The sequence below is a fragment of the Vibrio sp. 10N.261.55.F4 genome, from assembly GCF_041470465.1.
GTDB classification, from domain to species: domain Bacteria; phylum Pseudomonadota; class Gammaproteobacteria; order Enterobacterales; family Vibrionaceae; genus Vibrio; species Vibrio crassostreae_C.
Genome location: NZ_JBFRMM010000004.1, coordinates 255,436 through 275,103, shown reverse-complemented (window position 1 = coordinate 275,103; position 19,668 = coordinate 255,436). Strand labels below are relative to the sequence as shown.

14 protein-coding genes are annotated in these 19,668 nt (G+C 44.4%); 13 read left to right on the top strand and 1 reads right to left on the bottom strand.

Translation table 11 applies throughout. The features are described from left to right. The first annotated feature begins 71 nt into the window (after positions 1-71). From AB4249_RS04790 to tldD, 13 genes are all read left to right on the top strand, one after another. Positions 72-590, top strand: a complete 519-nt coding sequence (locus AB4249_RS04790; RefSeq protein WP_372102407.1) for a prepilin-type N-terminal cleavage/methylation domain-containing protein — start codon at positions 72-74, stop codon at positions 588-590. Further along, the gene (locus tag AB4249_RS04785) at positions 587-1,156 is read left to right on the top strand and encodes a prepilin-type N-terminal cleavage/methylation domain-containing protein (protein WP_372102405.1); all 570 of its coding nucleotides are present in this window, start codon (positions 587-589) and stop codon (positions 1,154-1,156) included. The genes AB4249_RS04790 and AB4249_RS04785 overlap by 4 nt, the downstream gene beginning before the upstream one ends. After that, positions 1,156-1,902 (top strand): prepilin-type N-terminal cleavage/methylation domain-containing protein, encoded by a 747-nt coding sequence (locus AB4249_RS04780; protein ID WP_102398236.1) that lies wholly within the window; start codon positions 1,156-1,158, stop codon positions 1,900-1,902. Before AB4249_RS04785 ends, AB4249_RS04780 begins: the two co-directional genes overlap by 1 nt. Continuing rightward, on the top strand, positions 1,892-2,320 hold the full coding sequence (locus tag AB4249_RS04775) for an MSHA biogenesis protein MshP (RefSeq protein ID WP_372102343.1): 429 nt from the start codon (positions 1,892-1,894) through the stop codon (positions 2,318-2,320). Before AB4249_RS04780 ends, AB4249_RS04775 begins: the two co-directional genes overlap by 11 nt. 2 nt (positions 2,321-2,322) lie before the next feature. Then, positions 2,323-6,738: a DUF6701 domain-containing protein gene (locus tag AB4249_RS04770; protein ID WP_372102403.1), complete on the top strand. Its 4,416-nt coding sequence runs from the start codon at positions 2,323-2,325 to the stop codon at positions 6,736-6,738. Positions 6,739-6,888: 150 nt separating this feature from the next. Next, a complete protein-coding gene (locus AB4249_RS04765; RefSeq protein WP_017068734.1) occupies positions 6,889-7,932 on the top strand; it encodes a rod shape-determining protein in 1,044 nt (347 codons plus the stop codon). A 94-nt stretch (positions 7,933-8,026) separates the two neighbouring features. Next, on the top strand, positions 8,027-8,914 hold the full coding sequence (gene mreC, locus AB4249_RS04760) for a rod shape-determining protein MreC (RefSeq protein WP_004735927.1): 888 nt from the start codon (positions 8,027-8,029) through the stop codon (positions 8,912-8,914). Continuing rightward, positions 8,904-9,392, top strand: coding sequence for a rod shape-determining protein MreD (mreD, locus tag AB4249_RS04755; RefSeq protein WP_017061361.1), 489 nt, complete (start codon positions 8,904-8,906; stop codon positions 9,390-9,392). Before mreC ends, mreD begins: the two co-directional genes overlap by 11 nt. Positions 9,393-9,399: 7 nt before the next feature. Continuing rightward, entirely contained in the window at positions 9,400-10,023 is a 624-nt protein-coding gene (locus AB4249_RS04750; protein ID WP_017066953.1) for a nucleoside triphosphate pyrophosphatase, read from the top strand. A gap of 20 nt (positions 10,024-10,043) precedes the next feature. Then, positions 10,044-11,513: a ribonuclease G gene (gene rng / locus AB4249_RS04745; protein WP_017061363.1), complete on the top strand. Its 1,470-nt coding sequence runs from the start codon at positions 10,044-10,046 to the stop codon at positions 11,511-11,513. A 10-nt stretch (positions 11,514-11,523) separates the two neighbouring features. Beyond that, the gene (locus AB4249_RS04740; RefSeq protein ID WP_017061364.1) at positions 11,524-15,399 is read left to right on the top strand and encodes a YhdP family protein; all 3,876 of its coding nucleotides are present in this window, start codon (positions 11,524-11,526) and stop codon (positions 15,397-15,399) included. Positions 15,400-15,493: 94 nt separating this feature from the next. Further along, positions 15,494-16,306 (top strand): carbon-nitrogen hydrolase family protein, encoded by an 813-nt coding sequence (locus AB4249_RS04735; RefSeq protein ID WP_017061365.1) that lies wholly within the window; start codon positions 15,494-15,496, stop codon positions 16,304-16,306. 19 nt (positions 16,307-16,325) lie between these two features. Continuing rightward, the gene (gene tldD / locus AB4249_RS04730; RefSeq protein WP_372102400.1) at positions 16,326-17,771 is read left to right on the top strand and encodes a metalloprotease TldD; all 1,446 of its coding nucleotides are present in this window, start codon (positions 16,326-16,328) and stop codon (positions 17,769-17,771) included. A gap of 108 nt (positions 17,772-17,879) precedes the next feature. Here the strand turns inward: tldD and AB4249_RS04725 are convergent, their stop codons facing one another. Beyond that, complete coding sequence (locus AB4249_RS04725) at positions 17,880-19,259, bottom strand: PhoH family protein (RefSeq protein ID WP_017061367.1); 1,380 nt, start codon at positions 19,257-19,259, stop codon at positions 17,880-17,882. Positions 19,260-19,668: the final 409 nt, after the last annotated feature.

The window sequence follows — 19,668 nt, the reverse complement described above, 5'->3', positions numbered from 1 at the left end:
TTCATATACATAAGATCACTACATTCGTTATCTTGTATAATTAGTATTCGCTTGGCAGTTAGAGGCTCATTATGGATAACAGCCCCAAATCCAACGGCTTTACTCTGGTAGAGCTGATCATCGTTATCATTATCCTCGGTATTATTTCAACGTTTGCCGCGAGTCGCTTCGTTGGTACCTCTAGCTATTCCACTTTTACTGCGCAAGAGCAAATTATCTCGGTGATTCGTCAGGTTCAAGTGAATCGCATTCAAACCAATATCCCCAACTTATACAATTACTGTAACGATACGAGTAACCTTGATCTTCAAAAACTTTGTCTGCGCAGCCGCATAACTATCAATGCTAGTTGTATTGGTAGTTCAAGAGGTTGCAGTGCTAGTGACCCTAACTCTCGGAGCGATTTAGTTGTAGCTGATCAAGTCTCGTTTAGTACTACACCTTCAGTGTCACAAATTACGTTTGATCTTCTCGGTAACCCGCTTGATACCGCCAGTAGTGGTGTGAGCATCTTGATTACCTCAGCGCAAAACCAAGCCAGTGTGTGTATCAATTCTCAAGGTTATGTGAGTGAAGGGGCGTGTCTATGATTCGCTCACGTGGTTTTACTCTGATTGAAAGTATTGTTGTGATTATCGTACTGGGTATTGCGATGGTGACGATTAGTAGTTTTTTAGCACCACAAGTGGCAAGTTCAGCAGACCCACAATATCAAAACCGTTCCGTGGCGCTAGGCCAGAGTTTGATGAATCAAATATTGGCACGTGGTTTTGATGAACATAGTGATTTTGATGGTGGTTTGGTGCGCTGTGGGGACGCAGATGCGACGGCTTGTTCTGCTCCTAATGAACTGGGAGTGGATGGGGCAGAGGCAACGCCCGCAGCTTTCAATGATGTCGATGACTATATTGGTTGTTGGTACACTGACACTACGGAGTCAGCGTGTGTCTCATCAACGAAGTACCCACTCGCTAATATCCTAGATGAAAATATCGAAGACAGTTATGCCAATTTCCGTGTTGAGGTCTTGGTGTTTTATGACGAAGACATGGACGGGCTTAACGACAATGTAATTGGAACGATGAAGCGAGTTGAGTTACAGATATTTGGTGGTAACAACCGTTATAGCTTGGTTGCTTACAAGGGGAACTACTAATGAAACAACGTGGTTTTACTTTGATAGAAATGATCGTAACCATTGTTGTGGTTGCCGTCATTGGCCTAGCGATTGCAGGCTTTGTTGAATATGGCATGAAAGGTTATGTCGACACTATCGATAGACAAAAGGTGCAAGTAAAAGGGCAGTTTGTTGTTGAGAAAATGTCGCGAGAGATAAGCCACGCAGTTCCCAATAGCTTCACTGAAGTTCAGACTTTTTTACCTACACTTGCTTTTGATAGAAAGTGTCTTTCATTCTATTCGATCAAATATTCCGGTTTTTATCACTTCGATGAACCAGGCAATCAATTGGACTTCATTGTTGGTCAAGATGCCCCAAGTCTCTCTGTAGGAGATTATCTTATTATAAATCCAAGTAGTTTTAATGATTTGGCAGTGGAGTCCAATAAACGAATTGACGTCTCGGGTGCAGTTCAGAATACCAACTCTTTCAGTGTTACAGCTTTGAGTCTTGTGAGTGAGTCTATTGCAAAACGACACTATATTTATGAAAAAAACAATCATGTCAGCTTCTGTATAGTGAACAATACTATCGAAGGACAAGGTGTCATTGAGCGTAATGGCGTAAGGGTCACAGATAGCGTTAACTATACAAAAAGTAACTTCCGTTACGAAGAGCCAAGCTTACAGCGCGGTGGTGTGATTCATATCGAACTTGTGCTTGAGCAAAACAACGAAATCAGTGTTTATCAACAAGATGTGCAGGTACTCAATGCGCCATAGTAAATCATCTCAACAAGGGAGTGTTTTGGTCGTCGCGGTATTTGTTATCGTGGTGATGGGCTTCCTCGCGACTTCTCTAGTGCAAGTCCAATGGTCAAATCACGATACATTGACCCGTAAGCAACTTGGGACACAGGCTTGGTTGCTAGCACACTCTGCGAATGAGTGGGCACTTACTCAAGTGTACCCTTTGACTGTATCTCCCGCGGTTTCAACAAGTGTTAGTGCAGCGTGTGGTAACTTAAATTCAAATCAAGTGAGCAGTGGGATGTCGACTATCTGTACAGTTGAAGAGTTAACTTGTACTCCGATCGGAATTTTAGATGATGTTGGTTTTTTTAAGATTGAATCAACAGCCATTTGTGGCTCAGGTATCAACCAAGTACAGCGTATTCAAGAAGTTTGGGTGAGGGAGTGAGTATGAAATTATGGGTTGGTCTTTTTAGAGCCATTAAAAATCTTCCTCGTTGTTACGCGAACTTTTTGAAGCTCACTGCAGTCATGATTGTTTTATGTGGGACATCTTTCGTTTCGATAGCTGACGAATTTTCTCCTGAACAATGTAATGATCTAAAAAGACAAGATGGCTTTTCTGTTGCTTTTACTATTCCAAACCCAACTCCTGTCACGATCACTTTTACGTCAAATAACTCTGTAGTTAAATTGTGGTCCAGCGTTAGTGGTAGTAACGCTAAGATAACCGATCAGAACGTGAATCCAGGAGAAAGAGTTCTCCTAATTTATAGACCGACTTCTAATAATGGTAAAAACGGCAGTCTCATTTACAAGCTTGATACAGGCTCTGGATATGAACAGAAACAGACTACTTCAATTGTGATAAACGGTGGTAATGGTACTTTAGAAGTGTCAGGTGATACCGTTGTAGTTGAGTGTGCCGATGGAGAAAAAGAACCAGTCCCTGATTTGGAGGATGTTCAATATGAGTTTGGTTCTATTGAAGGTATGGATTGTACTTATGGTTGTAACTTGTTGTTCCAGAAGCAATATGACAATCCAATTGTATTCTTAATGTCGACTATCGATCCTGATGATATCGTGAATAGTGTGCCAACAAAGGCTAGTGTTGCAACTATTTGGGACTCAAAGAAAGGCGCAACAATAGAAAGTGAATCGGCTGAGAGTTATAGTTCAACCGATCGAATGTCACCTATTTATTATTTTGTTACCGATCCCGGAAGGTTAACATTTTACGATCATAATGGTTCCAAGGTTTATGGTGAAGCTGGAAACATCATAACTTCTAAGGCTCAATGTAAAGGCAATGCCTGTGGCAGTTCTGATTGGGAAACGGTCTCATATCAGGGAGGTGATATTACAAACCCCGTGATCATGGCTCAAGTTCAGGGCAAGGACCGAGATTGGGCCACAACAGCTATCTCTGGTTTAACTAACCAAAAATTTAAGCTTGCTCTAGAGCGTGGTCGACAAGGGCCAACTTCTTCAGCTAAGCAAATCGCTTATTTAGCTGTCCCTACTTTTTCAGGGCAAGATGAGTCTAAAACATCAAAAATAGAGTTTTTCCAAGCGCCTGATACCTACAACCAAAAAACTGAAATAGAGCCAGGTAAATCTATAGGCTGGTCATGTCTGAATAACGAAATATCACTACATCAAAACTTTAATAAGTTTGGTGTTATTGCTAATAAGCAAACCCGAAATGGTGGTGATGGTGGTTGGCTACGTTATTGTAAGCAGTATGTGAGTGGAGGAGAGTCGCAATTTACATTCGCATTTGATGAAGATGCTACTTCTCTTAGTACTCGTAAACATGGAGCTTATGAATCAGTAGGCTATTTCGCATTTGAAATTCCCGAGGTCGAGATTCCGGTTAACGTATGTAACTTGTTTCCTGAGCCTATCCAAAGTTGGACTGGGGTTGAGAGTTCATTGATTATTAATAATGGGTGGGGCACAACTTTCAATGGCTGGTCTCCCGATTATCTTGATGCTTTTTCAATTGACAATGATCGATCTTGGAGTCCATCTAATCCTGATCCCGAGAGTTTGCTTTTAGTCGGATTTGATTTAGAGGGAGGTACAAATCAAATGTACAACCATGATGTCTGTGGAGATGATTTAGGTTGTGCTGTAGGGAATGAGGATGGTCAACTAAACCGACGAAAGATTGACCATAGTTTGTTGCCTAATGTTCCGAGTCGTTCTGTAACAGAGAGCCTAGCTATTGATAAAAACATCAAGTCTAGATGTGATGCGTCAAACTTGTGTTCATTTGAGTTAGCAGGAGCTAATGCTAATGTGTATATCAATGAAGACTTGAAACGACTATATATAAATGATTTAGGCAATGAGTATCCAGAAATAAGGGTACACCTTAAAGATGGTTTATATATTGATGATTTCGAAATATCAAATGGTAGTGGTTTAGTATTAATTATCCCTGAACAATCATCAGTAACTTTTAATAACTTTTTGGCTTCGGATACAAGCCGAAGTGATTTTATATTTGAAAATAGCTCTAAAATAAATGTAGTTACAAGCTTTAAATTTAATAATAGCGTCGATATTGTTAATGAGAACGCATACCCAATCATTTATGCTCCAGATGCAACTGTACAGTTGAAAGGAAACTTTAGAGGCTTTATTTTAGCGAAAACACTTAACCTGCCAAACTTACTTACAGTGGAAGGCGCAGTTACTGCTGCGAGCGTTGTTTCGCAGAGTGGTTTAGTTATTAATAAACCTGACTATAGCTGTCCACTTCCTCCACTTCCAACTGGTTCTCTTGTCGTTACCCCAAAATATTCTCATGTTCTAACTTGTGAGGTCGCTGAGGTTGAGTTTAAAGTCGTAGATGATGATGGCAACGTGATTAGCACCGTTCAAGATAACTTCACTGCATCACATTCACCAAATTCTACTGGGAAGTGGTGTGAAGATGAGAATGGAAACAGTTGCTCTACATCTTCGGGGGATTACCAAAGTCACTTTGTTAATGGGCAAAAAACTTTGTACTTATCTTCATCTAAGTTAGAGAGTTATGATGCCAGTGGTACTTGGAATGGTGATTTAGAAACGGCTGCATCAAAAATTAACTTTGTACCTTATAAGTTCGATGTTGATGAACAGTTTGTTGTGGCTGGGGATGATTACCTCGTGACGGCAAAGGTATCCTCTTGTAATTCGCAAGATTCTTCTTTATCACAAGATTATGTAGGCACCCCTAAAGTTAGTTTAGGTATCGTTCAACCTGCGAACGGAAATAGTGCGATAACCTTATTAGATTATACGCCTGATTTTGAGGTGAGTGATAACGGTGAAACAACCGATACACTTTCGATTCAAGAATCAGGTCAATTCAAAGTAACGTTGACCGACAACAGCTTTGACTGTAGTGAGATCTCGGGTTGTCCTGAGAGTGGTACTGATAAACTTTCAGGTAGCTTCTTGGTTAACTCTCGCCCTTGGCAATTTGCTATTTGTACGGGCAGCAATTCTGATGGTAACAGCAGTGGTGGGAATGCGTTTGTTGCAGCGGGGGAAGAGTTTGACGTGTTTGCTAAACCAATTAGATTCTCGAGTAACGCTAACCCTTCGTGTAACAATAGCTTAGTAACACAAAACTATTTGCTGTCCTCTGGTGCTGTCGTTGCAACTCATACTCTGGATACACCTAGCAATAATGGTGCAGTGCTTGGTAGCTTAGAGCCTGGCAGCCAATTGACTCAGTCTAGTTCCGATATTAGTCCTAATGATAATGGTTATAAATTCAAAAGTTTAAAGTATTCAGAAGTTGGTAGTATAAATTTTGAAGTGACTGAAGATTCGAGCAGCTTTTACGGCAAGATTCTTGGTGGATTTTCTGGAAGTAAATCAATTGGCCGCTTCTATCCGAAGTACTTCCTGCAAGAGAACCCTGAATGGAATGTTACAAATCAAAATAATATTGCGTACCTAAGTCAACCTTATGACTCAACCGTTCATCAGGTATACCCAATGGCATCAGGTGAAAGCAGTGTTGGTAACGCGCTTAACAACTATCAATTCTTTGCCCCGAGCCTACAAGCCAGTTTTGGTATTCTGGATGATACAGCTGTCGATAATGGGTTCTTGCTGGATACTGAGGCAGGCACTTGGTCTACTGATCGTAAGCATTGGTTGTTGAACGATAGTGCCGCTGTTCTTCAGCGAGTTACGGATTTGGATGACGTTAGCCGCAGAGATGCACCGTTTAATACTTCAGATGCTAACTCCACTATTACCCACTTTGGCTTGACTGTTGCAGGAGTTGATCCTGTTTCATTTACTGACTCTGATATTTTGACTGATTCTGTCGAGTTTCCGGTCCAGCCTCCAGCTCGTTATGGTCGAATGGTGCTAGATGATATTGGTGGCAATTCTGATACTACTCTAACTATTCCATTGCGCGCTGAGTTCTGGGATGGCAGCGAGTTTATTGTTAACGAGGATGATGACCGCAGTACCTTCAATGGGGCTAATACTTGTAAACAAGTTATTTGGCACAGTGAAGGGGCGGCAACCACTTTAGTTTCACTTAACGGTAGTGGAAATGTGGATGATGGAGAAGAAGAGGTCACAGCAAATCAAAATACGCCAGCAGGAACAGACGCGCCACGTGAGCAAGTTCGTTTGTGGTTAAGAATGGATGACTCTGAGCCTGATAGCGATGGCGGAAATAACATCTCATGTAGTGGCAGTGATCAAGATCAACCATGGCTACGTTACAACTGGCGCCAACTGGGTGATGAAGATCCATCCACCGTCGTCACATTTGGTATCTACCGTGGTAACGATCGTGTGATCTACCGAGGTGAAAGTGGCTTAACAGGTCAGTAATAATATAATTTTTGCCCCTTAAGTTAGGAATCTGTAAGAAATTGCGGGTTTCAGTCCATGTTTGTACTTCAATGCCTTGCCGTAACAGCAAGGCATTGGTACATTTAGTGCAATTTTTGTCTTCTAATTCTTGCAGGATGAGCGAAGAATATGTTTAAAAAACTTCGTGGCATGTTTTCAAACGACCTATCGATTGATTTAGGTACAGCCAATACCCTTATTTATGTAAAAGGCCAAGGCATTGTTCTTGATGAGCCTTCAGTTGTAGCTATTCGCCAAGATCGTGCGGGTTCTGCAAAGAGTGTCGCTGCTGTTGGCCACGCTGCTAAGCAAATGCTTGGTCGTACGCCTGGTAACATCTCAGCGATCCGTCCAATGAAAGACGGTGTAATTGCCGACTTTTACGTAACGGAAAAAATGCTTCAGCACTTCATCAAACAAGTGCATGACAACAGTGTGCTTAAACCAAGTCCTCGTGTTTTGGTTTGTGTACCTTGTGGTTCAACACAGGTTGAGCGTCGTGCTATCCGTGAATCAGCGTTAGGTGCTGGTGCTCGTGAGGTTTACCTAATCGATGAGCCTATGGCTGCTGCGATTGGTGCTGGCCTACGTGTCTCTGAGCCAACAGGTTCAATGGTTGTTGATATCGGTGGTGGTACTACTGAAGTTGCGGTTATCTCACTGAACGGTGTGGTTTACTCGTCTTCTGTTCGCATTGGTGGTGACCGTTTTGATGAAGCGATCATCAACTACGTTCGTCGTAACTACGGCAGCTTGATCGGTGAAGCGACAGCAGAGAAGATCAAACACGAAATCGGTTCAGCTTACCCTGGCGATGAAGTCAATGAGATCGAAGTTCGCGGTCGTAACCTTGCTGAAGGTGTGCCTCGTAGCTTTAGCCTAAACTCAAACGAAATCCTTGAAGCACTTCAAGAACCTCTATCTGGCATCGTATCTGCAGTGATGGTTGCACTTGAACAGTGTCCACCAGAGCTGGCTTCTGATATCTCAGAAAACGGTATGGTACTAACAGGTGGTGGTGCACTGCTTAAAGACCTTGATCGCCTGTTAACAGAAGAAACAGGTATCCCTGTTGTTGTTGCAGAAGAGCCATTAACGTGTGTTGCTCTAGGTGGCGGTAAAGCTCTAGAGATGATCGACATGCACGGCGGCGATCTGTTCAGCGAAGAATAATATCTAGTGTTAGGCTCTTTTCTTATCTAGTTTTATGTAAAGAGCCTAGGACCTTGTCTATAGGATCAAATGTAGCTCTAGGACCAAATATAGAATGAAGCCAATTTTTGGTAGAGGTCCCTCTCTACAATTGCGCCTGTTTTTTGCTGTAATTTTATCAGCCAGCCTTATGCTGGCTGATAGTCGTTTAGATGCTTTCTCAAATGTTCGCTATCTATTAAACAGCATGGTTGCGCCTATTCAATATGCAGCCAACTTGCCTCGCACTATGTTCGATGGTGTTTACGACCGTTTTAGCACTCGCAAAGGGTTAATTGAATCTAACCATAATATTAAACGAGAAGTCTTGCGTCTGAAGAGCGAGCTGATTCTGCTTGAGCAATATCAAGAAGAAAACAAGCGCCTTCGTAAGCTGTTAGGCTCGCCGTTTATCCGTGATGAGAAGAAAGTCGTCACAGAAGTTATGGCGGTAGACACTTCACCATATCGCCATCAAGTCGTGATCGACAAAGGTCAGATTGATGGGGTGTATGAAGGTCAGCCGGTGATCAACGAAAAAGGCATTGTCGGCCAAGTCACTTTCGTTGCTGCTCATAATAGTCGTGTATTACTACTCACTGATGCAAACAATGCGATTCCTGTTCAGGTTATTCGTAATGACATCCGTGTGATTGCTTCGGGCAATGGCATGATTGATGAGATCCAGCTAGAGCACATTCCAACCAGTACCGATATACAAGAAGAAGATCTGTTGGTGACATCAGGTCTTGGTGGGGTATATCCAGAAGGTTATCCAGTCGCCTATGTTACGGCCGTTGATTACGACCCGAAACGTGAGTTCGCTGTGATTAAAGCAGAGCCTGTGGTTGAGTTCGATAAGCTCAGATACCTGCTGCTTGTATGGCCTGATGAAAACAAACAGATGCAAGCGGATCAATCGAGCATAGAACAAGCATTGTTAGAGGGCGAAGATGGCCAATAGCGTTTTGAGAAGCAAGGTAGTAATTTTCTGCTCATTTTTAATAGCACTGATTCTGCAGACGATCCCTTGGCCTGGTAGCTTAGATTTATTTAGACCATCTTGGTTACTGCTGGTTACGTGTTACTGGGTTTTGGCTCTACCGCATCGTGTTAACGTGGGTAGTGCTTTGATTTTAGGCTTATTGTGGGACCTTTTGATCGGCTCTACTCTGGGTATTCGAGGCATGATGATGGCAATAGTGATGTACATTATTGCGATGAACTTCCTCGTCATTCGTAACATGGCGTTATGGCAGCAAGCGATGATCATTGCCGCGTTAACGGTCTTGTTTGAGGTGTTGATCTTCTTTGGTGAATATTTGATCCAAGATGTTGTTTTCAATCCGTTATCGTTATGGAGCGCATTGATAAACTGTATACTTTGGCCTTGGATGTTTTTATTAATGAGACGCGTGCGTCGCCATTGGCATGTGAGGTAGCGTGACGATGGAAAAGAAACATTTAGTTTTGGCATCCGGCTCTCCACGCCGCAAAGAATTGCTATCTCAACTCGGTTATGAGTTTTCTGTCCTCGTAACCGATGTTGAAGAGTGTAAACACGCTCAAGAAACCGCCGAAGAATATGTTAAGCGACTATCTTTAGATAAAGCTTTAGCTGCGTTGTCTTTATTGAAAGATAACCCTTCTGAAAGGCAGCATGTCGTTCCTAGTTCTGATACTGTAGATCATGGCTCTGATATAGTCGTTCTTGGTTCTGACACAGTCGTCGTAAGCCAAGGGCAAGTGCTTGAGAAACCCACCGATTTTGCTGACTCTAAGCGCATGCTTACTCAGTTAGCGAATGAACGTCACCAAGTGATGACGGCGGTTTCTGTGGTTTCAGAAGAAAAACAAAGAACAGAAATCATTATTACCGACGTATGGTTTAAACCCCTCAGTGAAAAAGAAATAGAACAATACTGGCAAACAGGGGAGCCATGCGATAAAGCCGGTAGCTATGGGATCCAAGGTTTGGGCGGACGCTTTGTCACCCGAATCGAAGGTAGTTATTACGCCGTTGTCGGCTTACCTTTATTTGAAACGGACCAGCTACTGCAAGAATTCTTATAATTACTAACCTGAGGTGCACCATGAGTGCTGAATTGTTGCTGAACGTGACCCCGAGTGAAACTCGTGTGGCCATGATTGAAGGGGGGGCTCTTCAAGAGATCCATGTCGAACGAGATGCTCGACGCGGTATCGTAGGAAATATCTATAAAGGACGTGTAAGCCGTGTTCTTCCGGGAATGCAGGCGGCTTTTGTGGATATAGGCCTTGAGAAAGCAGCTTTTTTACACGCCTCTGATATTGTCCCACACACTGAATGTGTCGCTGAAAACGAAAAGAAACAATTTCAGGTTCGTGATATTTCAGAGCTTGTCCGTCAAGGGCAAGACATTGTGGTGCAAGTGGTCAAAGACCCTCTTGGTACTAAAGGTGCTCGCTTAACCACTGATATCACTCTACCGTCTCGTTATCTGGTATTTATGCCGGGCGCAAGTCATGTTGGTGTATCTCAACGTATCGACAGCGAGTCTGAACGTAACCGTCTTAAAAAAGTCGTGTCTCGTTACTGTGACGAACACGGTGGCTTCATCATCCGCACAGCAGCAGAAGGTGCAGATTCAAATGAGTTGGCACAAGATGCCGCATTCTTGAAGCGATTATGGCTAAAAGTATTAGAGCGTCGTGGTAAGCACAAGGCGCGTACTCGTTTGTATGGTGAGCTTTGCTTAAGCCAACGTATCTTACGTGACTTCGTCGGTACTGAGCTGAGCAAGATTCAGGTCGATTCTCGTCTAGAATATGAAAACCTAAAAGAGTTTACCTCTGAATACGTGCCTGAGCTGACAGACAAGCTTGAGCTGTATGAAGGTGATAAGCCTATCTTTGATATGTACGATACCGAGAACGAAATTCAGCGTTCATTGGATCGTAAAGTCGAATTAAAGTCTGGTGGATATCTGATTATCGACCAAACTGAAGCGATGACCACGGTTGATATCAACACTGGCGCGTTTGTTGGTCGTCGTAATCTAGAAGAGACGATTTTCAACACCAATGTAGAAGCGACTCAAGCGATTGCTCGTCAGCTGCGTCTACGTAACTTAGGTGGCATCATCATTATCGACTTTATTGATATGTTGTCTGAGGAACATCGTAAGCGAGTACTAACTTCTTTAGAGGCTGCGCTCGACAAAGACCGTGTGAAAACCAATATTAATGGCTTCACGCAGCTTGGGTTGGTTGAGATGACTCGTAAACGTACTCGTGAAAGTATTGAGCATATCCTATGTTCGAGCTGTCCTGCTTGTGAAGGCCGCGGCAGTGTGAAGACAGTTGAAACCGTTTGTTATGAAATTCTTCGAGAGATCACGCGAGTGAATCGTGCGTACGACGCCGATAAATTTGTGGTCTATGCGGCAGCTGCCGTAGCTGAGGCGTTAGAGGGCGATGAATCTCATGCGCTTGCGGAGCTTGAAGTCTTTATTGGTAAGCAAGTTAAAATCCAGGCTGAGCCTCTGTACATACAAGAGCAGTTTGATGTTGTTATGATGTAATGGAAATTTTGTGAGCTCAAGCGTTACTCTGATTCTACGTGCATGTTTATGGTTAGTGGTTACTCTCTTAGTAACGCTAGCCATTGCCGTTACTACACTGCGTGTAGCCTTGCCCAATTTAAACAAGTATCAATCTGAAATTGAGCTTTGGGTAAACCAACACTCCGGTTTTGATTTTTCGATTCAAGATGTGGGCGGTTTTTGGCGTAACACTCACCCCTCTATTGCTCTGCAAGGCGTTAAAGCTAGCCTCCCCAATGCAGAAGATGTGACCTTCTCTGTTGAGCGTGTTGAAGTCGAGTTTGACTTGATTCAATCGCTCGTGCAGATGCGCCCGGTTGTGGCCGATCTAGTCATGAATCAAATGTATCTTGATATCCGCTCAATTGATCTGTTTGCCGGACAAAATGGCAAAGACGAACCTACAGATCCCGAGTCTTCCAAGCGAGTGATACAAGAGCTCGATAATTTACTGCTAAAAACACTCGTCGATGTAACTGCAAAAGATTCTTCTATTCTTTATCACTCTGTTTCGGGTGAAGAACGTCAGCTCGATATAGAAACCTTAAAATGGCAAAATTCAGACAAACATCACCTTGCTGAAGGTGTGGTGAGTATCAAAGATGCCAATCTAAACTCTCTGTCAGTGAGTGCTAACTTTATTGATGGTGGGTCACTGACTGATGTGACTGGTGAGTTTTATGTCAGTGCCGACAGCATTTCTGTTAAGCCATGGCTTACGCATTATATGCAGGCGGAATCCGGCATTGAAACGGGTACTGTGAGCTTGAATAGTTGGCTTACGCTGCGAAATAGCAAGCCAGTGAGCGCTTATGTTGAGGTTTTACCCTCAGAACTGGCGTGGAACGAAGATGGCGAGCATGACCTCATGCTTGAGTCCGGTGTCTTTAAGTTGTCGCCGACTGATGATGGTTGGCAAGTAAATGGTCACTCACTAAACCTTAGAACGGATGACACACCTTGGCCGGAACTCGACGTAGCGTTCAAGTGGAATCAAGGTCCATGGCAACTCAACATTTCTGAGCTGGATATTGCGACTATTACTCCGTTGATTAAGCTGCTGCCTGACTCTGAACAATCAACCAAAATGATTAACGTATTGGCGCCGGGCGGCTCTGTTTCTGATATCCGTGTTTCCATGGGTTCGGGAATTGACAGTTTACGTTATTCAGCCAGTTTTTCTGATCTTGCTATCGAGCAGTGGGAACTAGTCCCAGGCTTTAGCCAAGTGTCTGGTAGTGTGTTTGGTTCGGCCTCGGAAGCGAAAGCTAGCCTGCATGTTATTGACGATGTGTTCCCTTATGGTGACGTATTCCAAGCGCCTTTGAATATCAAACAAGGTCAGGTTGATATTGTTTGGCAGCAAGATGAAAACGGCTGGAAGCTGTGGTCAGACAAAATCACAGCTGCCACCCCCGATTTACAAGTACTAGGCGCATTCCGCTTAGACTTCCCAAAAGATGCGAGCCCGTTTTTATCCTTCTACGGCGAAGCGGACGCTTACAATGTCGGTGAAACATGGCGCTACTTACCTACACTGGCTCTTGGGCAAGATCTAACAGACTACCTTTCAACTGCGATTCAAGCCGGTAAAGCGGATACCGTAAAACTGTTGTGGCATGGTGATTTGTCTCAATACCCATACACTAACCACGATGGTATTTTCCAGGTTTGGGTTGGCTTAGAAGATGCGAAATTCAGCTTTGATACCGCGTGGCCACTGATTACTGATCTTCAGCTTGATCTGTTGTTTGAAAATGATGCGATGCATTTGGATTCTCGCTCAGCTCAACTGATGGATGTGACGGCAGATCGAATCACAGGACGCATTCCTTATTTAGGGGAAGGCGGCCATATTGAAATTGAAGCTAAAGCGACGGCGTCTGGCAACGCAGTACGCGATTACATGACGTCTTCGCCACTGGTGGGCTCGGTAGGCGCAGCCTTAACCGCACTTCAAGTGAGTGGTGATGTCTCTTCTGAGTTCCAGCTGAATATTCCGTTTGATTCTGAAAAAGAAGCAAGAGCATGGGGTTACGCCGACTTAAGTGGCAACCATGTTGAGATTGAAGCGCCGCCAATGGTGCTCGAGAACACCACGGGTCGAATTGAATTTGATAATGACGTAGTGACGGCAAATGGCCTCGCTGCGGATCTGCTTAACCAAGGTATCTCGCTTGATTTTAAGGGCCTTAATGATGGTCCTGGCTATGCAGTTGATATTGATGTGTTAGGTGATTGGGACGTCAAGCCTCTAGAACCTTACATCGGTGAGCAATGGTTAAGCCGCTTATCAGGTCATGCGCAATGGCAAAGCCAGATTGATATCCAGCTGAATGATATCGGCTTTACCTACCAACTAGACTTACAGTCAGACCTAAAATACTTGGCGAGTGATTACCCATATCCATTGGCGAAAAAATCACTAGAAAGTGGCTCTGCAAGGCTACAGGCATCGGGTAACCAAGAGACGATTACCGCGCGCCTGCAATTGCCAAACACCAAGTACCAAGCTGAGATTGATATCACAGGCGACGTGCCTGAGTTAACGGCGACCAACTTAGTGCTTGGTCGCGGTGGCTACAAAATTAGCCCGGTGGTGGGCCATCACGCACTGATTCGTACAGACAAATTCAATGCCGATGATTGGTTATCGGTTGTAATGGAACCGGTAAAGCCTTCAACGGCTGTACTTAGTCAAATGAACACGCCAACCATACCTGCGCCAAGCCGTATTACCTTTGAGAGTAAAGAGCTGATCTTGGGTGGTATCTCTTGGAATGACGTCGATTTTAGTGCTAGTAAGAACAAACAGGCGTGGCAAATGGAAGTGTCTAGCCAAGAGCTAGAAGGGGATATTAACTACCTGCCTCCTTATGATTTGACAGTTTCACTGGATCGTCTGCATCTGTTTGTTCCTGAGTGGAGTGATAAGAACAACCAAGATCAGCAACTGCTGCAACGTAAAGAACAAGCTGCGCCATTGATATCCAAATTGGATAGAGAGATCCACGATGCGATGCCAAACCTGACCCTGACGCTGAACGACTTTTGGCTGCAAGGCTACAAGGTGGGTAAGGTCGATGTTGAAATGACGAGGAACGAAGATCGTATCGAGTGGAACAAAATCCAGGTGCGAAGCGGCGGTAACAAAGCGGATGTGAGTGGCTGGTGGGAACTGCAAGGTGACAAGAGTCATTCATCGTTAACCGTTGATGTTGAAGGTGAAAACAACAGCGAGCTCATGGAGCGCTTTGGTATTACTTCCGGGATTCAAAAAGCGCCATTCGCGTTGGAAGGTCAACTAAATTGGGATGGTTCGCCTTGGGGAATCAAAATGGATACCCTTGATGGCAACGTTAAAACCAAGTTTGGTAAAGGCATTATCTCGGATGTGAGCGGCGCAGCTCGATTACTTGGCCTGTTTAGCCTAGATTCGATCATCCGTAAGATGCAGCTCGATTTCTCAGATGTGTTTGATAAAGGTATGGCCTTCAACAGCATCACCGGAACGGGCGAGATTCAAAATGGTATCTTCCTGACCAATGATCTGAACATGGATGCGGTCGCAGGTGAGATGAAAATCAAAGGTATCGCTAACCTCAACACGCGTCAGGTTGATGCTGAGGTGAACTTTACCCCAGATATTACCTCGGGTATTCCCGTATTAACGGCCTTTGCGGTAACCCCTCAAACGGCGCTGTACGTATTGGCGGTGACCACGGTTATCTCGCCAGTTGTGGAAGTCTTTACCCAAGTAAATTATTCGGTGAAAGGACCATTGGATTCACCAACGGTGAGCGAACTTTCTCGTAGCTCTGGCGAGTTTCAGCTGCCAGAGAAGCTGAGAAAATTAGCCGAATAGGCCTTAAATTAGCCGAAAAGACCTTATGCCCGAGTCAGCGAATATACGGTGAAATGCTGATTTCTGAATCATAATGAATGGAGGAGCGATACACATGGATTGTGTTGGGTTGATTCAAATGACATCTGGCCCCAGCCCTGAATTGAACTTTGAGTACCTTGCTCAAGAAGTTGCAAAGTGCAAAGAGTTGGGGGCTAAGTGGGTTGTTTGCCCTGAAAACGCGTTAGTTTTTGGCAGTAAAGCCGACTATCACCAGTGTGCTGAGCCTTTTAATGATGGCCCACTGCAAAAGAAAATCTCTGAGCTAGCAAAGCTTCACAGAATTTGGATCGTCATTGGCAGTATGCCGATAAGCACAACTAACGGAGTGACGACCACCACCTTGGTGATTGATGATTTTGGTTGCCTCGTTGCTCATTACGACAAGCTACACATGTTTGATGTGGATGTCGCTGACGCCCATAAGTGCTATCGAGAGTCGGATATTTTCACTCCGGGCAACCAAGTTGTGACAGCGGAAACGCCTTTTGGTCGCTTAGGTTTGAGTATTTGTTATGATGTGCGCTTTCCACACTTGTATTCAGAGTTACGTAAGCAAGGGGCACAAATCATTGTGGTGCCTGCGGCTTTTACAGCGGTAACGGGTCAAGCGCACTGGGAAGTACTATTAAGATGCCGCGCGGTTGAAACACAGTCGTGGATTGTCGCGGTAGGTCAAGGCGGAAAACACCCTTGCCAAAGAGAAACATGGGGACACTCAATGGTGGTTGATCCATGGGGACGAGTGGTCGCACAGTTAGACCAAGATCCTAAAAGTATGGTGGTTGAGATAGACACATCCAGTTGCGAGTCCATTAGGCAAAATATGCCCATCGCGCAACACTCTCGATTTACCAATCAATTTTAATTACAAACAAGAGCCATCTATGAGCATTAATCAAATTGAAGAAGCGCTACTGAACCCGACAGGGCTTACGGAGCAAAATATCGCAGATACATTGGCGAGTATTGCTACCCGCCAAATTGATTATGCTGATATCTACTTTCAGTCAAGCTGGCACGAATCTTTAGTGCTAGAAGACAGCATTATTAAAGACGGCTCTTTCAATATCGATTGCGGTGTTGGCGTTCGTGCAGTATCTGGTGAAAAGACTGGTTTTGCTTACTCTGACCAAATCCAATTGGATGGTCTTAAGCAGAGCGCAATTGCGGCTCGTGGTATTGCTAAACAAGGTCAAAACGGCAAGGTTCAAGCGTTCAAACGCAACTCTAATCAAGCTTACTATGATGCAGTTAACCCGCTTGCGAGTTGGGAAAAACAGCAGAAAACAGAATTACTAAAATCATTAGATGCTTACATTCGCACTAAAGAGCCGATGGTGACTGAAGTATCGGTGAGTTTAAGTGGTGTGCATGAGCAGATGCTGGTTGCCGCGACTGATGGCACTTACGCTGGTGATATTCGTCCGCTGGTTCGCTTGTCTATTAGCGTACTTGCACAGAAGGGTGATCGTCGTGAGCGTGGTAGCGCTGGTGGTGGTGGCCGTTTTGGTTACGACTTCTTCTTAAGTGATGACAAAGGCACTCAAGTTGCTTACCAATTTGCGGATGAAGCGATTCGCCAAGCATTAGTTAACCTTGAAGCAGTGGCTGCGCCTGCTGGTGCCATGCCTGTGGTTCTTGGTTCTGGTTGGCCGGGCGTTCTGCTGCATGAAGCGGTAGGCCACGGTTTAGAAGGCGACTTCAACCGTAAAGAGTCGTCAGTATTCTCCGGCAAAGTTGGTGAGCAAGTAACTTCAAGCCTATGTACGATTGTCGATGACGGTACATTAACGGATCTACGCGGTTCATTGAACGTCGATGATGAAGGTGTTAACGGTCAGTACAATACGTTAATTGAAAACGGCATCCTAAAAGGTTACATGCAAGATAAGCTGAACGCTCGTCTAATGGGTGTAGCACCGACAGGTAATGGTCGTCGTGAGTCATACGCGCATCTTCCAATGCCACGTATGACGAATACATACATGCTACCGGGCAAACACACACCGGAAGAGATCATCGCGACGGTTGAGAAGGGTATCTACGCCCCGAACTTCGGCGGCGGTCAGGTTGATATTACTTCTGGTAAGTTTGTATTCTCGGCTTCTGAAGCGTACATGATTGAAAACGGTAAGATCACTCACCCAGTGAAAGGCGCGACGCTAATCGGTTCTGGTATCGAAGCGATGCAGCAGGTGTCTATGGTGGGTAACGACCTAAGCATCGACCGTGGTGTGGGTGTGTGTGGTAAGGCTGGTCAAAGTGTGCCAGTGGGTGTTGGTCAACCAACATTGAAACTAGACTCGCTAACCGTTGGTGGTACTGAGTAATTCAGACTAACCTCTGCCGACTTACTTCAAAATATTAAATTGAAAAGCGCCTCCAATGTGAGGCGCTTTTTGTTTTTAGATTGCTGATTCAGTGAGCGTATAGAGTCACTACATGTTCTCTTCCGCAAACTCAGCTAGTCGGCTACGCACCACACCATTGAGGTGGATGTTGGCACTGCCTTCGAAGTTTTTAAAACGCTCAACCATGTAGGTTAAGCCTGAAGTCACAGGGGTTAGGTAAGAAGAATCTATCTGCGCTAAGTTACCTGAGCAGACGATCTTAGTACCTTCACCACAACGGGTGATGATGGTTTTTATCTGTGAAGCGGTGAGGTTCTGACACTCATCCAAAAGCACAAAGGCATTTTGAATCGAGCGGCCACGCATGAAGTTGATTGATTTGAACTGGATATTGGCTTTGTCACAGATGTACTTCATCGAGCCTTCTGTGCAGTGGTCGTTCTTGTGCAGCGCTTCCAGTGTATCGGTCACTGCGGCTAACCAAGGCAACATTTTCTCTTCCTCTGTACCCGGAAGGAAACCTATCGATTCACCAATATCAGGGGTGTTGCGGGTTACGATGATCTTATCGAATTGCTTACGTTCAATGGTTTGTTCAAGTGCAGCAGCCATAGCAAGCAGTGTCTTACCACTACCTGCGGCGCCAGTGAGAATCACAAGATCAATATCAGGGTCGAGCAGCGCATCAATCGCCATGCCTTGATAGACGTTCTTTGGTGTGATGTCCCATGCTCTTCTGTTCATTAAGCGTTCACGGCTTAAGTCCCTGAGTGTGATGGTTTCGGTATCAATCTCTTCAACTCTTGCTGCAAAGTCACTCTCTTCATCAATCACATATTGGTTAAGGAAGGTTGGTTCAAAAGGCGCTCTAGCTAAGGTGTGCAGTGTCTTTCCACCTAAACTTCTGCTCTCGACATTATCGATACCATCCCAAAATGAGCCTTCCAGTTGTTGGAAGCCTTTGGTGAGGTATTGGATATCATCAATCAGTTGGTCAGTTTGATAGTCTTCAACAAAACGTACACCGGCGCCTTTTGCTCGTAAACGCATATTGATGTCTTTGGTGATGAGAACCACTTCGCGTGGTGCGCGTTTATTTTGAAGATAGAGGACAGCGTTGAGGATTCGGTTATCGCCCGCCTTGTCATCGGCAAAGGCTTTGATGCTTTCTTGAAGTTCGTAGTCAGCGAGTATTGAAATACTGCCAGATGCATTTATGTCTTTAGAAAAAGGGATGCCTTCCGATATTTGGTCTGGTGTGGCTTCCCTGAACAGGTCTTCGAGCGTTCGAATCGCAATTCTCGCATCTCGAGCAACGTCTCTTTTACTGTCTTTGATTCTGTCGAGTTCTTCTAGCACTGTCATGGGGATAACGACATCGTGCTCTTGGAAAGAAAATATAGCGAAGGGTTCGTGAAGTAGGATATTGGTGTCTAAAACAAATAGCTTCCGGTTGGTCTCGCCCATAGCATCTCCTTGCCGACGTGCGGCTTGCCTTGCATTCATTGAACGTAGATAAAGCTCATATAAAGATTAGTATCTGATTCTGGTGATAGTCAACTACTCACCTAAACTTCATCTAGAGGAACAGCACCATATCGTTACGAGTGAATATGGTGTATTCGTTTGAGAGCAGCAATCTGCTACCTATAGATTAACCATGAATTTTTGACAGTTTGATTGCACTGGCGAAAACAGAAAAAAAGCATGAAATCATCTCCTTTAGGCGTGACCTAAATCACAGCATCGAGTAAGATTAGCGACCTTTTTCTGCACCATTTTCTCGAGATATTTATTATTGAGAGCGCACTTAAAAAGTGGCTGCAAACTAGACATTTTTGGCTATATTTTTAGTTCAGGAGCGATAATGTTCTTG

Excerpts from the sequence above, each read along its gene's own strand:
- AB4249_RS04790 (WP_372102407.1), top strand. The coding sequence starts at position 72 with ATGGATAACAGCCCCAAATCCAACGGCTTTACTCTGGTAGAGCTGATC.
- AB4249_RS04785 (WP_372102405.1), top strand. The coding sequence starts at position 587 with ATGATTCGCTCACGTGGTTTTACTCTGATTGAAAGTATTGTTGTGATT.
- AB4249_RS04780 (WP_102398236.1), top strand. The coding sequence starts at position 1,156 with ATGAAACAACGTGGTTTTACTTTGATAGAAATGATCGTAACCATTGTT.
- AB4249_RS04775 (WP_372102343.1), top strand. The coding sequence starts at position 1,892 with ATGCGCCATAGTAAATCATCTCAACAAGGGAGTGTTTTGGTCGTCGCG.
- AB4249_RS04770 (WP_372102403.1), top strand. The coding sequence starts at position 2,323 with ATGAAATTATGGGTTGGTCTTTTTAGAGCCATTAAAAATCTTCCTCGT.
- AB4249_RS04765 (WP_017068734.1), top strand. The coding sequence starts at position 6,889 with ATGTTTAAAAAACTTCGTGGCATGTTTTCAAACGACCTATCGATTGAT.
- mreC (WP_004735927.1), top strand. The coding sequence starts at position 8,027 with ATGAAGCCAATTTTTGGTAGAGGTCCCTCTCTACAATTGCGCCTGTTT.
- mreD (WP_017061361.1), top strand. The coding sequence starts at position 8,904 with ATGGCCAATAGCGTTTTGAGAAGCAAGGTAGTAATTTTCTGCTCATTT.
- AB4249_RS04750 (WP_017066953.1), top strand. The coding sequence starts at position 9,400 with ATGGAAAAGAAACATTTAGTTTTGGCATCCGGCTCTCCACGCCGCAAA.
- rng (WP_017061363.1), top strand. The coding sequence starts at position 10,044 with ATGAGTGCTGAATTGTTGCTGAACGTGACCCCGAGTGAAACTCGTGTG.
- AB4249_RS04735 (WP_017061365.1), top strand. The coding sequence starts at position 15,494 with ATGGATTGTGTTGGGTTGATTCAAATGACATCTGGCCCCAGCCCTGAA.
- tldD (WP_372102400.1), top strand. The coding sequence starts at position 16,326 with ATGAGCATTAATCAAATTGAAGAAGCGCTACTGAACCCGACAGGGCTT.
- AB4249_RS04725 (WP_017061367.1), bottom strand. The coding sequence starts at position 19,259 with ATGGGCGAGACCAACCGGAAGCTATTTGTTTTAGACACCAATATCCTA.